General features: G+C 60.0%; 13 protein-coding genes and 1 pseudogene. 9 read left to right on the forward strand and 5 right to left on the reverse strand.

Features of this window, described 5'->3' with window-relative positions; genetic code table 11:
- The first annotated feature begins 4 nt into the window (after positions 1-4).
- Positions 5-394, forward strand: a complete 390-nt coding sequence (locus tag ACLM45_RS04685) for a signal protein (protein WP_415410856.1) — start codon at positions 5-7, stop codon at positions 392-394.
- Here ACLM45_RS04685 and ACLM45_RS04690 read toward each other — a convergent pair.
- Together ACLM45_RS04690 and ACLM45_RS04695 are read right to left on the reverse strand one after the other, a co-directional pair.
- A complete protein-coding gene (locus ACLM45_RS04690; RefSeq protein ID WP_415410858.1) occupies positions 384-1,244 on the reverse strand; it encodes a carbohydrate ABC transporter permease in 861 nt (286 codons plus the stop codon). The two genes, ACLM45_RS04685 and ACLM45_RS04690, sit on opposite strands and share 11 nt — an antisense overlap.
- 4 nt (positions 1,245-1,248) lie before the next feature.
- Complete coding sequence (locus tag ACLM45_RS04695; RefSeq protein WP_006041761.1) at positions 1,249-2,871, reverse strand: 2-isopropylmalate synthase; 1,623 nt, start codon at positions 2,869-2,871, stop codon at positions 1,249-1,251.
- A gap of 124 nt (positions 2,872-2,995) precedes the next feature.
- Between ACLM45_RS04695 and ACLM45_RS04700 the strand changes: the two genes are divergently transcribed.
- The gene (locus tag ACLM45_RS04700; RefSeq protein WP_006041762.1) at positions 2,996-4,567 is read left to right on the forward strand and encodes a glycoside hydrolase family 57 protein; all 1,572 of its coding nucleotides are present in this window, start codon (positions 2,996-2,998) and stop codon (positions 4,565-4,567) included.
- Here ACLM45_RS04700 and crtL read toward each other — a convergent pair.
- Positions 4,534-5,787 (reverse strand): lycopene beta cyclase, encoded by a 1,254-nt coding sequence (crtL, locus tag ACLM45_RS04705; RefSeq protein ID WP_415410860.1) that lies wholly within the window; start codon positions 5,785-5,787, stop codon positions 4,534-4,536. The two genes, ACLM45_RS04700 and crtL, sit on opposite strands and share 34 nt — an antisense overlap.
- Before the next feature lie 2 nt (positions 5,788-5,789).
- A complete protein-coding gene (gene gyrA / locus ACLM45_RS04710) occupies positions 5,790-8,420 on the reverse strand; it encodes a DNA gyrase subunit A (RefSeq protein ID WP_415410862.1) in 2,631 nt (876 codons plus the stop codon).
- Between the two features lie 134 nt (positions 8,421-8,554).
- Here gyrA and ACLM45_RS04715 point away from each other — a divergent pair, with 134 nt between their 5' ends.
- From ACLM45_RS04715 to rsmD, 5 genes and pseudogenes are all read left to right on the forward strand, one after another.
- Complete coding sequence (locus tag ACLM45_RS04715; RefSeq protein WP_415410864.1) at positions 8,555-9,124, forward strand: CAAD domain-containing protein; 570 nt, start codon at positions 8,555-8,557, stop codon at positions 9,122-9,124.
- A gap of 48 nt (positions 9,125-9,172) precedes the next feature.
- The gene (locus ACLM45_RS04720; RefSeq protein ID WP_415411351.1) at positions 9,173-10,336 is read left to right on the forward strand and encodes a GuaB3 family IMP dehydrogenase-related protein; all 1,164 of its coding nucleotides are present in this window, start codon (positions 9,173-9,175) and stop codon (positions 10,334-10,336) included.
- 219 nt (positions 10,337-10,555) lie between these two features.
- The gene (trxA, locus tag ACLM45_RS04725) at positions 10,556-10,879 is read left to right on the forward strand and encodes a thioredoxin (protein ID WP_006041767.1); all 324 of its coding nucleotides are present in this window, start codon (positions 10,556-10,558) and stop codon (positions 10,877-10,879) included.
- An 8-nt stretch (positions 10,880-10,887) separates the two neighbouring features.
- Complete coding sequence (gene hisH, locus ACLM45_RS04730) at positions 10,888-11,532, forward strand: imidazole glycerol phosphate synthase subunit HisH (RefSeq protein ID WP_415411352.1); 645 nt, start codon at positions 10,888-10,890, stop codon at positions 11,530-11,532.
- Between the two features lie 17 nt (positions 11,533-11,549).
- A pseudogene (gene rsmD, locus ACLM45_RS04735) lies at positions 11,550-12,074 on the forward strand (16S rRNA (guanine(966)-N(2))-methyltransferase RsmD); the annotation flags it as partial.
- 10 nt (positions 12,075-12,084) lie between these two features.
- Here the strand turns inward: rsmD and petG are convergent.
- Complete coding sequence (petG, locus tag ACLM45_RS04740; RefSeq protein WP_006041770.1) at positions 12,085-12,198, reverse strand: cytochrome b6-f complex subunit V; 114 nt, start codon at positions 12,196-12,198, stop codon at positions 12,085-12,087.
- A 32-nt stretch (positions 12,199-12,230) separates the two neighbouring features.
- Between petG and ACLM45_RS04745 the strand changes: the two genes are divergently transcribed.
- The gene (locus ACLM45_RS04745; RefSeq protein WP_006041771.1) at positions 12,231-12,641 is read left to right on the forward strand and encodes a c-type cytochrome; all 411 of its coding nucleotides are present in this window, start codon (positions 12,231-12,233) and stop codon (positions 12,639-12,641) included.
- Positions 12,642-12,646: 5 nt separating this feature from the next.
- Complete coding sequence (locus ACLM45_RS04750; protein ID WP_415410866.1) at positions 12,647-13,381, forward strand: RNA methyltransferase; 735 nt, start codon at positions 12,647-12,649, stop codon at positions 13,379-13,381.
- The last annotated feature ends 14 nt before the right edge of the window (positions 13,382-13,395 follow it).

Raw genomic sequence — 13,395 nt, forward strand, 5'->3', positions numbered from 1 at the left:
AAGGATGCGTGAGCGACTCCTGCTGCTGATTCCAGTTGCTGGCTTCACCTGTTTGCTGGTGTTGTTCATAGTGCTTTGGCAAGCCTTGCAACACCAAAACAACAGCTTGCAAAGCCTCACAAATCGCTTGAAAGAACTCGAACAACGCGAGGAAGTGAACAGCCGGCAGCTCTTGGAGCAACAGCTTGGTGTCTTGAAGAACCGTCAACAGAAGCTGCAAACAGATATCCAAAGCCTGCAGACCTTTCAAAGCGAAAACGCAAAGCGAGAAGCACGCCTGCTTGAGTCCCTCAAGCAACGCATTCCGCTGGAATCGATACCCGAGGAGATTTCGCCTGATGATCAAGCGAATCCCAATCCCCTCACAACAGATCCATCAGCCCTTAGCCCTTAACCGCATCCCCACTGGCGGTCGGCAAAATGAAACGCTGCAGCAGCACAAATAGGATCAGGACAGGAAGGATTGACACCACCGAACCAGCAGCGACGATCCGCCAGTCAAGGGAAAAGCTGCTGGCGAGCTGCTGGAGTCCGAGGGGCAGTGTGAATAGATTGGGATCATCAAGGATGACCAGGGGCCAGAGGAAGTCACTCCATGTTCCGATGAACACAAACATGGCCAATGTGATGAGGTCGGCCCGGGCCGCTGGAATCATCACGTTCCACCATTCCCCCAACTTGCTGCAGCCATCGATGCGAGCAGCCTCCTCCAACTCCACCGGCACGCCGAGAAAACTTTGGCGCAATAGATAAAGGCCAAAAGCCGTTGCAGCCTGGGGAATCACCAGAGCAAGAAGGGTGTTTCTAAGGCCCAGCTGCACCATCAGGAGATAAAGAGGAATCATCACCACCTGAAAAGGAATGAGGATGGTGGCAACAACCAGAGCCAGAACCAGACCTCGTCCTGCAAATTGCATGCGCGCCAGGGGATAGGCCGCCAGCGAACAAAACAGAAGATTGGCCACGACCGCCACCAGGCTCACGATGGTGCTATTCAGCAGGTATTGCCCCAAAGGATTGTCTTGGAACAATCGGCCATAGGCGTCAAGGCTCGGTTGTGCCGGAAGCAACGCCGGGGGGCTGGTGAAGATGTCCTCTGCGGGTCCTTTCAGCGACGTGCTCACGAGCCAAAGCAGCGGAACCAGCACCACCAAAGCCAGCAGGATCAGCATCAGAAGCTGAAGCAGTGAGCGAAGCGTGATGCGGTCCTTCGCCGGTGCCGCTCGGATCTGGTGACGGGCCATCGGTTCAGAGGGTGGGGCTGGCATCCAAAGGCGTGGCATCCCGCTGGGGATGAAGGGCCGGGTTCAAGGAACCGGCCACCAAGCGATTCAGGGCATTCACGAAGGCCTGAGCGGCGGCCACCACCACATCAGTGTCGGCAGCATGGCCGGAAAAGAGCTGCCCGTCGCGTCGCAACCGGATCGTGACCTCACCCATGGCATCAATGCCCTCTGTAACGGACTTCACCGAAAACTCCACCAGCTCGTTCGGTTCCCCGGCCAGTGCATTGAGGGCACGGCACACGGCATCCACAGGGCCTGTACCAATAGCCGCCTCACTCTGTTCTTGACCCTCTTCATCCAGCAGGGTCACGGTGGCCGTGGGCTGCAGGTTGCTGCCGCAGCTCACTTGCACAGACGTGAGCTGATAGCGGGCGTCGGGTTGCTGAACCTGCTCGCTCACGATGGCTTCGAGATCGCGATCGGTGATATCGCGCTTGCGATCCGCCAACTCCTTGAACCGGGCGAACGCATCGTCAAGGTCTTCACGGCTGAGGTCGTAGCCGAGCTCCTCGAGACGGGCACGCACCGCACTGCGGCCGCTCAGCTTGCCGAGGGAGATCCTGTTGTCCGTGAGACCGACCGTGCGGGCATCGACGATCTCGTAGGTGAGACGGTTTTTGAGAACACCGTCTTGGTGAATGCCCGATTCATGGGCAAAGGCATTGGCACCCACGATCGCCTTGTTTGGCTGCACCACCATGCCGGTGAGATTGGAGACCAAACGCGACGTTTTCGTGATCTCCTCGGTCCTCACACCAGTCAGGGGAGTGGGTGAATCGTCCTCTCGGCCAAAGAAGGGATTGAAGTACCGGCGGCGTACGTGCAACGCCATCACCAGCTCTTCAAGGGCCGCGTTACCAGCTCTCTCGCCGATGCCATTGATGGTGCACTCCAACTGGCGGGCACCGTTTTTCACGGCCTCAAGAAAGTTGGCCACAGCCAAACCGAGATCGTTGTGGCCATGGACGGAGAGCACGGCATCAGCGATGTTGGGCACGTGCTGGTCAATGCCCGCGATCAAGGCGCCGAACTCGGCCGGCGTGGTGTAGCCAACGGTGTCAGGGATGTTGATGGTGCTAGCGCCGGCAGCGATGGCAGCTTCGATCACCTCGTAGAGGAATTCGGGATCACTTCGGCCAGCATCCTCACAGGAGAATTCCACGTCGTCGACGAGCGAGCGGGCATAGGCCACCATCTCGGGCACGATCGCCAACACCTCCTGGCGGCTCTTGCGCAATTTGTGCTCAAGGTGAATGTCGCTTGTGGCGATGAACGTGTGAATGCGGCGGCGGGGGGCTGGGGCCACCGCATCAGCGCAAGCCTTAATGTCCCCGCGGGACGCCCGGGCAAGACCGCAGATAATTGGGCCCTGCTCACCACCCACCTGCTGGGCAATCCGCTGCACGGCGGCGAAATCCCCGGGGCTGGCAAAAGGGAAGCCCGCTTCGATGACATCAACGCCGAGACGTGCCAGTTGTTGGGCAATGGCCAGCTTTTCCTCGAGGTTGAGGCTGGCTCCCGGCGACTGCTCACCATCCCTGAGGGTGGTGTCGAAGATCAGAACGCGGCCTGGATCATGGGCCATGGCAACAGCCTCGACGCGATGTAGTCGGAGTGACTATGAGTTAGACCACTTTAGGGGAGTGGTCCTGGGAAAACCCATGGAAATGGCACTGATGCCGGGTACATTCATTCCACTGCACAGGGGGATGGTGGCCAACGGAGCTCTCGCGCTCGTTCTCCACGCCCACCTGCCTTACGTGCGCGGAGCTGCACCGCAGTCCCTGGAAGAGGACTGGTTCTTTCAGGCACTGATCGAGTGCTATCTGCCGCTTCTCAGCACCCTGGAATCGGCTGCTGCGGATCCGCAGCAACAGGCCCAGCTCACTATGGGGCTCTCACCCACCTTGCTGTCGCTTCTGGCCGACAGCACGTTGCGGAACCGCTTTCCTGCCTGGGTTGAAGCAAGGCTGAATCTTCTGAAGGAGGCACCCGACGATCGTCAGGAGGCTGCTGAAGACCTCCGCCTTTCGTTTGAGAAACACCTGAAGTCCTGGAAAGGCTGCGAAGGCGATCTGATCGGACGCTTCGCGGCTCTGCAGCGGCAGGGCGTTCTCGATCTCCTCACCTGCGGGGCCACCCACGGCTATCTGCCGCTGCTGCGGGAACACCCGGAAACCGTACGGGCCCAGCTGCGCACGGCTGTACGCGAACACCACCGCCTGATCGGCGAGCGACCGCTGGGAATCTGGCTGCCGGAATGCGCGTACTACGAAGGTCTGGATCGGTGGATGCGGGATGCCGGCCTGCGCTACGCGGTACTTGATGGCCATGGCTTGCTCCATGCTGAGCCCCGTCCGCGCTACGGGGTCTATGCCCCGATTGTGAGTCAACGGGGCGTGGCATTTTTCGGACGCGACAGCGATGCCACCCTGCCGGTGTGGTCCGCCAGGGACGGCTACCCCGGAGATCCTCTCTATCGGGAATTCCACCGGGATCTGGGATGGGATCTGCCGGCAGAACAGATCGAGGCTCATGGCCTTCCTTCAGGACGTCCACTGGGGCTCAAGCTGCATCGGGTCAGCAGTCAAAGCAGAGGGCTCGACGGCAAATGCCCCTATGAGCCGGAGAAAGCACGCAACCGAACGCGTGAGCATGCCAAGCACTTTCTGCAGGGTCGGCGCGAACAGCTCGACCGGTTGCAGGCGGGCATGACCACCGAGCCTCTCCTGGTGGCACCGTTTGATGCCGAGCTATTCGGACACTGGTGGTTTGAAGGTCCTGACTTTCTGCAGGAGCTCTTCCGCCAGGGGCCTGCAGAGGGTGTGCGCTTCACAAGCCTGCGCGGGATCCTGGCGACCAGCCCGAACCTACAGCTGTGTGCACCGTGCCCATCCAGCTGGGGCCGAGGAGGGTTTCACGACTACTGGCTCAATGAAACCAATGCCTGGATCATCCCTGAGTGGAGCCGTGCCGGGCGGGCCATGGTTGAGCGCTGCAGCCGCGGCGTGGGCAGTGAGGCCGATCTGCGCCTGCTCCACCAGGCGGGCCGGGAGCTGCTGCTGGCGCAGTCATCCGACTGGAGCTTCATCCTGCGGGCCGGCACCACCACCGAACTCGCCAAGGAAAGGATCGAGCGCCACCTTGAGCGCTTCTGGCGGTTAATGGCCGCGATTGACCGGCGTGAGGACCTGCCTGAGCAATGGCTGGATGATGTTGAAGCTGAAGATGCCCTCTTCCCTCTGATTCAGCCGGCCGACTGGGTGAACATCGGCGACTGAGCAGAAGGGAAGCCCAACACCAAGCCTCGCCGCAGCTCCCACGGGGAAAGGGCAAACAAGCGGAGCATCACCGCCATCAGCCTCGGCAAGGGCAGGGTGTTGGTGAGGAAGCCAAACCACTCCTCCTGAGGAAGCGAAAAGAAGGTGGCGAAATGGGTGCGCAGCAAGGCTTCGTTGAACCCCATCAACCGCCCAAGCCCGAACTGATAGAGCTGATGGCGCAACACCAGTTCGGTGGGCCAAAGCGCTTGCCAGCCACGCCGGGCCAATGCCTCTGATCCCAGGGCTGGATTCGCCAGCGCCACCGCCAGCGCCTGGGCCAGATCCGGCCCACGCCGCAGCAACGCCCCCACCATGTAGCCCGAAGCAGGATGCACCATGCTCGCCGCACCACCGAAAGCCAACACCGACTGGCTTCGATCGGGCAGGGGCAGGTTCATCGGAAACAAGCAGAACTCTTCATGGATCACCTCGGTGATCTGAACTCCTCGCAGAGCAAGCCGTTGCTGCAGCCGTTGCTTGAGCACGTCGTAGGGAACCCCAGGTGCGAACGCCAGCGAGGTCTCCTCCACGAAGAACAGCCCATCGCCGAGATCCATGGCATAGAGAAAGGTTGGCGGTTCCTGGCGCTGCGCCGCGCTGAGGTGATCGCAGCGGTAATCCATCAGCACAAACCGGCCCGCCTCGATCGGTGCCTTGGAGAAACGGCCCACCACGCCGTAGGCGGCTTGTCCGGCCACTGGCCCCTGATCGGGCCGCCGGATGTGCGGTGTGCGCGAGCCAGAGGCATCGATCACCAGGCGCGCCCGCAAGGTTTCGCCGGATGCACAGGTCACTGTGGTGATCGCAGACCCAGCCTGCACCCTTTCCGCGCGGCCCTGATGCCAGCTCACCCCCTCAGCTCGACCCAACCAGTAGCGCTGCAAAGCGGCCCGATCAAACAGGCCGTAGTCGATTCCATGGACTTGGCTGTGATCTTGCGCCGTTGATCCGCCTGCACCGAAGTAGCTGACCGTGTCGCTCCAGCGATGCTCCAGCAAGTGATCGAGCCCGACCGCTTTCAATTCATTAGCCCAGATGCCGTAGGTATTCGGCCAGGGCGCATCGACGGGATCAGGGGCGACACCAGCAACAGTCACGCCCCGTTGGTTCAGTTCCGAGGTGATGCAGAGAGCGGCAGGACCGCCCCCCAACACCAAAACATCCACCCGATCGGCCAAGGTCAGCTGTCCTGGGGTTCTGCGCTGACGGCCGTCTCAGCAGTCACCTCCTCGCCTTCACCTTCAGTCGCATCATCTGACTCAGCCTCAGGCGGCACCATCACCACCTCTGAAAGGCGATCGCCCTTATCCAAACGCTGCAGGCGCACACCCGTGGCCGCCCGTGACTGCTGAGGGATGGCATCTGCGCTGGTGCGCACAATCACGCCCTTTTCGCTGACCAGCAACACCTCTTCGCCGGCGCCGAGCACGCGCAGACCCACTAGGGCATCAGCGTCGGTCCGGAACTTCATCGCCCGCAGGCCCATGCCCGCCCGCTTCTGCAGACGGAACTGGGTGACCGGCACGCGCTTGCCCAGACCGGAGGCTGAGGCCACCAGCACCCAGGGGCCATCGCTGGCCGCGCCGGCCTCGTCATCGTCTGAGTCGTCATCGCCGCTCTGGGCCACCCGATCAGCCAGCTCCACGGGCAACACATCCATGCTCACCAAGGCATCACCGTCGCGCAGATTCATGGACCGCACACCACGAGCCGTGCGTCCGAGAGGCCGGAGCTCATCGTCACTGAGGCGGAAGTGAATGGTCATGCCGGCCCGCGAACCGATCAGCACGCTGTCGCCTGACACCGCAAGACGCACCCAAGTGAGGGCATCTCCCTCCTCCAGTCCGATCGCGATCAAACCGTTGGAGCGGATATTGCTGAAGGCCGACAGGCGCGTGCGCTTGATGAAGCCTCCCTGGGTGAGCATCAGCAGATCCGTGTCGTCGTTGAACTCAGACACCGCCAGCAGCGAGGTGATCATCTCCTCGCGTGGAATGGGCAGCAACTGCACAACCGGCGTCCCCTTGGCGGTGCGGCTGCATTGAGGCACCCGATACGCCGGCAGGGCGTAGGACACTCCCCGATCACTGAACAGCAGCAGGGTGTCGTGGTCGTTGCAGCCGATGAACAACTTCACGGCCTCCTCTCCCTGGCTACGCGTGCCGGCCTTGCCGCGGGTGCCACGACTTGTGGCTTCGAACTCGCTCACCGGCATGCGCTTGAGGTAACCGGTTTCGGTGAGCAGCACCACGGAGCGCTCATTGGCGATCAGGTCGATGTCATCCAGACCGCCCCCGAGATCGAGAATTTCAGTACGCCGGGGAATGGCATGCCGGTCGCGCAACTGAGCCAACTCGTCCTGAATGATTCCGAACACCCGCTCGCGCCGGCCAAGGATGTCCTTGTAATCAGCAATCTTGGTAACTAGGTCCTCATGCTCCAGCCGGATCTTGTCCGCCTCCAAGGCGGTAAGGCGCCGCAGCTGCATCTGCAGAATCGCGTCCGCCTGCACCTCAGACAAGCCATGGCGCTCCTGTAATTGAACGCGTGCCGTGGCCGTATCGGGAGCAGCCCGGATCAAGGCAATGATCGGGTCGAGCTGATCAAGGGCCAGCAGCAAGCCCAGTAGGATGTGGTCGCGCTCCTCGGCCTTGCGCAGGAAATAACGGGTGCGCCGTTCGATGGTCTCGACCCGGAAGTCGAGGAACACCTCGAGCATCTTGCGCAAGGTGAGCAGGATTGGTTCCCCGTTCACCAGCGCCAACATGTGCGCGCTGAAATTGCTCTGCAGTGGGGTGAGTTTGTAGAGGTTGTTCAGCACCACCTGGGGATAGGCATCCCTGCGCAGCTCCACAACGATGCGCATGCCATCGCGGTCGCTCTCATCGCGGATATCCGAGATTCCCTCAAGCTTTTTATCGTTCACCATCTCGGCGATGCGCTCAATCATCGCCGCCTTGTTGGTCTGGTAAGGCAGCGCTGTGATGATCACAGCATCACGGTCGGGGCGACCAGGAACCTCAAGGGTCTCGATCGCTGCCACACCGCGCATCGTCACGGACCCCCGCCCGCTCAAATAGGTCTCCTTGATGCCTGTGCGTCCAAGGATCTGCCCCCCCGTCGGAAAGTCCGGCCCGGGGATCAGAGCCATCAACTCCTGATCACTGAGTTCGGGGTTCTCGATCAGTGCGAGCAAGCCGGCGATTAACTCCCCCAGGTTGTGAGGAGGGATATTGGTGGCCATCCCCACAGCGATGCCGGCAGACCCATTCAGCAACAGCTGAGGTATCCGCGACGGCAACACCGTGGGCTCTTGCTGAGAGCCATCGAAGTTGTCGACGTAATCGACCGTCTCCGCCTCGATGTCTTCCAGCAGGCTGTCGGTGGTGAGTGCCTTCAGCCGCGATTCCGTGTAACGCATGGCTGCCGGCGGATCGTTGTCCACCGACCCGAAATTGCCATGGCCGTCGATCAGGGGCATCGACATAGAGAAGTCCTGGGCCATCCGCACCAGGGCGTCGTAGACGGCGGTGTCGCCGTGGGGGTGGTACTTACCAAGCACCTCACCCACCACACGCGCACACTTTCGATAGGGCCGATCACTGGTGAGGCCAAGCTCGTACATCGCATAGAGAATGCGCCGATGCACGGGTTTGAGACCATCGCGAGCATCGGGCAAAGCCCTGCCCACGATCACGCTCATTGCGTACTCGAGGTACGAGCGCGACATCTCGTTGCGCAGATCCGTTTGGATGATCCGATCGTCCGAATCTCCGGGACCACCACCACTGGGCCCCAATGGATCCGCCATAGAAGACCTTAACGCCGTTAACCAGCTTATCGCGCACGAGGCTTACAACAACAAAGCCTGTTTTCGTTTCTTCGAGGGTGGGAATCGATCTGAGATCCGGCCGTAAAATGATGCTCCTTCAGGTTTTGCAGTCGATGTCGTCTGACTCATCCTCCGAATCGAAGACCCCTCAGATCGACATCACCGCAGCAGAGAGCGAGATGCAGAACGAGACTGCATCACAAGCCGCTGAGCCCGTGCAAACTGCAGCATCAGAAGCTGCGGTGACGGAGCAGCCTGAAGAAACAAAGCGAGTACCGGAGCCGCTCACTCCCTCGATCGTCGAGAGAGTGAGCGTTCCTGAAACGCCTTCCCTCAGCGACGCCGACGATGAAGGTGGTGAATGGGAAGTCCTCAGCACCAAAGTCAAGGAATGGATCGAAGATCGCGACCTTGCTGATCAACTACAGCGCCTGCGTCAGCCACTACTGATTGCGGCTGGACTGGTTCTATTCATTCTCGTTTTAAGAATTTATGGTGGGATCTTGGCAGCCATTGCCACCGTGCCACTTGCGCCCAGGATTTTCGAACTGATCGGCGTCATTTACGCCACTTGGTTCGCGACAACACGCTTAGTCCTCAGCGAGGAGAGGCGCAAAATCAGCGCAGGGCTCGGCGATCTGTGGAGGACCGTCCGCGGCGGCAAGCCCGAACAAAGCTCCTAGCGCTTGCACGGTCGATTGGTAGCTTGTTCACACTCTGTGATGACCGTGGTGGACATTCAGCTCGGACGCTCCAAGGCTGTACGTCGGGCCTATGGCATCGACGAAATCGCCCTGGTTCCGGGCGGTCGGACCGTAGATCCCGAGGTGACCGATACCCGATGGATCCTTGGCGGCATCGAACGGGAGATCCCGATCATCGCCAGCGCAATGGACGGCGTGGTTGATGTCGAGATGGCTGTCCAGTTATCCAAATTGGGTGCCCTCGGCGTCCTCAATCTCGAGGGTGTTCAGACCCGTTATGAGGATCCCAACGATGCGCTCGACCGCATCGCGTCCGTTGGGAAAGAGTCCTTCGTGCCTCTCATGCAGGAGCTGTACAGCAAACCTGTACAAGAGCATCTGATCCGCAAACGCATCCAAGACATCAAGGCCAGCGGTGGCATCGCCGCCGTCAGCGGCACTCCTGTTGCCGCCATGCGCTTCGGCAAGGCCATCGCTGAAGCAGGGGCCGACCTGTTTTTTGTTCAAGCCACCGTCGTATCGACCGAGCACATCGGCCCACAAGGACAAGACACCCTCGACCTTGAGGTCCTCTGCCGGGACATGGGAGTCCCCGTCGTGATCGGCAACTGCGTCACTTATGACGTGGCTATGCAACTGATGCGCGCAGGCGCCGCCGGCGTGATGGTGGGAATTGGCCCTGGCGCAGCCTGCACATCGCGCGGGGTTCTTGGTGTCGGCATCCCCCAGGCGACCGCTGTGGCCGACTGCGCCGCCGCCCGAGCCGACTACGAACGGGAAAGTGGTCGGTACGTTCCGATCATTGCCGATGGCGGCATCGTCACCGGCGGCGACATCTGCAAATGCATCGCCTGTGGCGCCGATGCCGTGATGATCGGCTCACCGATCGCTCGTGCCGAGGAAGCACCCGGGAGAGGCTTCCACTGGGGCATGGCGACTCCGAGCCCAGTCCTTCCCCGCGGTACCCGCATCAACGTGGGCAGTACCGGCAGCCTGGAGCGGATCCTGCGGGGTCCTGCAAAACTTGATGATGGCACTCACAACCTGCTGGGGTGCCTCAAAACCTCGATGGGAACGCTCGGGGCTCAAACCATCCGCGATATGCAACAAGTGGAGGTGGTCATTGCCCCCTCCCTCCTGACGGAAGGCAAGGTCTACCAAAAAGCCCAGCAACTCGGCATGGGCAAATAGTCACAAGTCTCCAGACGAGTCGCAAGACGAGCACGCGAGACACGCGGTACTCTCATGGTGTGCGGGCGTATGCCCACACACTCCTCACACCCCCCGGCCCGACGCGTTCGGGCTTTCTGTCTTGTTCAGTCATCCATCACAGTTCAAGAGTTGAGTGATGACAATGAACGGCAACCAAGAAAACGGTTGCTAAATTTCGCCCATCTCGATTGCCACGGAATGTCCAGCGCTGCCGCTGTTACCGACGCCTCATTTGAACAGGACGTCCTGCAAAGCGACGTTCCCGTGCTGGTGGATTTTTGGGCTCCCTGGTGTGGCCCTTGCCGGATGGTGGCTCCCATCGTTGACGAAATCTCCAAAGAATTCGAAGGCAAGATCAAGGTGTTCAAGCTGAACACCGACGAAAATCCCAACGTGGCCAGTCAATTCGGGATTCGAAGCATTCCAACCCTGATGGTGTTCAAAGGGGGCCAAAAAGTGGACACGGTTGTGGGAGCCGTTCCCAAGGCAACCCTGTCTGGCACGATTGCCAAATATCTCTGAGTCTCCCACTGGCTTTAACAACAGTCGGTTTGATCGATTACGGGATGGGGAACCTCCATTCCGTGAGAACTTGCTTCGCGCGTCTGGGACAAGCGATCACCCCCGTTAGTTCACCGAAGGATCTTCAGCGTTGCGATGCCTTGATCCTTCCAGGAGTCGGCGCGTTTGATCCGGCGATGGAACGACTCCGCCACACAGGATTGGTTCCCCACCTAGCCGAGTGGGGCCGTCTTGATCGTCCACTCCTTGGTATTTGCCTCGGCCTTCAGCTTCTTTTCGAAAGCAGTGAAGAGGGAGACTCTCGAGGTCTTGGTCTATTCAAGGGCAGCGTCAGACGCTTACCAAGCGGTCAAGGTGAACGCATCCCCCACATGGGCTGGGCGAAATTAGAACGCTGCAATCCCAACCCCCTTTTGCCTGCAGGCGAACAATCGCCCTGGGTGTACTTCGTGCATTCATTCGCAGCCCATCCAGTCGATGAGACAGACCTCGCTGCCAATGTCGGTTTCGGCAACGACGTTGCCACGGCCATGGTCTGGCATGGACGCGTCGGAGCCTGTCAGTTTCACCCTGAGAAATCAGGACAAGCCGGAGCTGTTCTGTTGACGCACTGGCTCTCATGGCTCCATGCAGGGGCACCATTGCCCGCGTGAGCAGCGCCCAGTTACGAATGATCGGCGGCCGTCGTCTTCGCAGTCCACAAGGACAAGGAACTCGACCAACCACCGCGAGGGTGAGAGAAGCACTTATGAATGTTCTCGCCGGCGAGTTGGATGATGCGCACTGGCTGGATCTCTTCAGCGGCAGCGGAGTCATGGGCTGCGAAGCGATTCAGCGGGGAGCAGCAAGGGTATGGGCCGTCGAAAACAATGCTCGGGTAGCAGCCATATGCCGGCAGAACCTCGAACTCGTAGCTGCGTCAACGGATGAACCAGTCGAGATCCGTGTGATTCGAAAAGATCTGATTGCATGGCTCGACGCTGGTCGTCCCGAAGCTGTGAAACCGTTCACCCTCGTTTATATCGATCCACCCTATGCATCAGGAGACCACTACAAAAAGACCCTCGAACGTTTGTTGAAGAGGAACTGGATAACAGCCGATGGGCTGGTGATCTGCGAGTACGCCAGTGAACTCCGACTCGAATCGCCATCGAATTGGGCCGAAATGGACCGACGACGCTATGGAACGAGTTCGCTTCTTTTTCTTAGCCCCCGAGAGCACTGCCGCGGCGGTACTGGTTCCAAGCCGCCACAAACAGACCCAGAAGGGTGACCGGAATCAGCCCCAGAACAATGCCGCAGAGAAGGGGTTCGATCATCTGGTCGCGCCCGGTTGATTGATTAAGCACAATTGTTTCATGCAACTCTTGCCTCTGTGACGGCTCCGTCATCAACTGCTGCATCACCTGACCGCAAACGTGGTCTTGTTTCAGCACTCATCGCTGTTGCAGGCGCCACTGCTCTCGTCATGCTGATCTGGCTGTTCGGGGTGAATCGACTTGACCCTTACAGCAGAGCGACACTGTCACTAAGCGGAGATGTTCAACATGGAGGCCAACTGTTCCGCATCAACTGCGCTGGCTGTCATGGCATCGCAGGCCAGGGCTTAGTGGGACCCAGTCTTCAAGGGGTCGCCGGGAAGCGATCGGATCGTTCGATCATTCATCAGATTGTCAGTGGAGAGACCCCACCGATGCCTCGCTTCGAGATCGAACCCCAGGGCATGGCCGATCTGCTCAGCTACCTCAAGACAGTCACTTAGAGATCTTGGGTCTTGCCGTTGTCTTGGTTGAGCCTGCTGGCCCTCTCAACGTGGGCAGTGTGGCCCGGTTATGCGCCAATTTCGGAATCGACGATCTACGGCTTGTCGCCCCGCGCTGCAGGATTTCAGATGAAGAAGCCCTGCGTATGGCCGTGCACGGTCAAACGGTGCTTCGAAAAGCAAAGACCTTCGAGACTCTTCTCGAGGCCATTGGCGACTGCAAGCGCGTCGTTGCCAGCTGCGGACGCATCGACCATGGTCACATTCCCTTGCAAACATCTGACCAGGCCATGCCTTGGGTCGAAGAAGGCCTGAGGTCTGGCGCTCAGGTGGCATTGGTGTTTGGCCGCGAAGATCGAGGACTGAGTAATGAGGAGTTGCTGCTCAGCCAACGCGTGGTGCGGCTTCAGACAGACGATCAATATCCATCACTGAACCTGTCCCATGCAGTGGCGATCGTGCTGCATGATCTCCAGCGCTGCAAGCTTCTGGTTCGATCAGATCATCCTTGCCCGCAACTGGAACCCGAGGCGGCCGCACAGCCGCAGCTTGATGACTGCATGCAGGATGCACAGGAGCTTCTGTTGGAAGCAGGATTTCTGCTGCCTCACACGGCAAGAGCCCGCATGGCAAAGATTCGAAGCCTGCTGCAAAGGGCCAGCATCCGCCCACAGGAGTTGGCCATGCTGCGCGGCATGGTGCGTCAACTGCGCTGGGCGATCCGTTGCCACCGCCCGTAATCTCTGGTTTTCCA

This window comes from Synechococcus sp. A10-1-5-9 (genome assembly GCF_047716785.1).
In the GTDB taxonomy this organism is placed as follows: domain Bacteria; phylum Cyanobacteriota; class Cyanobacteriia; order PCC-6307; family Cyanobiaceae; genus Synechococcus_C.

Excerpts from the sequence above, each read along its gene's own strand:
- ACLM45_RS04715 (WP_415410864.1), top strand. The coding sequence starts at position 8,555 with ATGTCGTCTGACTCATCCTCCGAATCGAAGACCCCTCAGATCGACATC.
- ACLM45_RS04685 (WP_415410856.1), top strand. The coding sequence starts at position 5 with ATGCGTGAGCGACTCCTGCTGCTGATTCCAGTTGCTGGCTTCACCTGT.
- ACLM45_RS04695 (WP_006041761.1), bottom strand. The coding sequence starts at position 2,871 with ATGGCCCATGATCCAGGCCGCGTTCTGATCTTCGACACCACCCTCAGG.
- gyrA (WP_415410862.1), bottom strand. The coding sequence starts at position 8,420 with ATGGCGGATCCATTGGGGCCCAGTGGTGGTGGTCCCGGAGATTCGGAC.
- ACLM45_RS04700 (WP_006041762.1), top strand. The coding sequence starts at position 2,996 with ATGGTGGCCAACGGAGCTCTCGCGCTCGTTCTCCACGCCCACCTGCCT.
- ACLM45_RS04690 (WP_415410858.1), bottom strand. The coding sequence starts at position 1,244 with ATGGCCCGTCACCAGATCCGAGCGGCACCGGCGAAGGACCGCATCACG.
- petG (WP_006041770.1), bottom strand. The coding sequence starts at position 12,198 with ATGATCGAACCCCTTCTCTGCGGCATTGTTCTGGGGCTGATTCCGGTC.
- trxA (WP_006041767.1), top strand. The coding sequence starts at position 10,556 with ATGTCCAGCGCTGCCGCTGTTACCGACGCCTCATTTGAACAGGACGTC.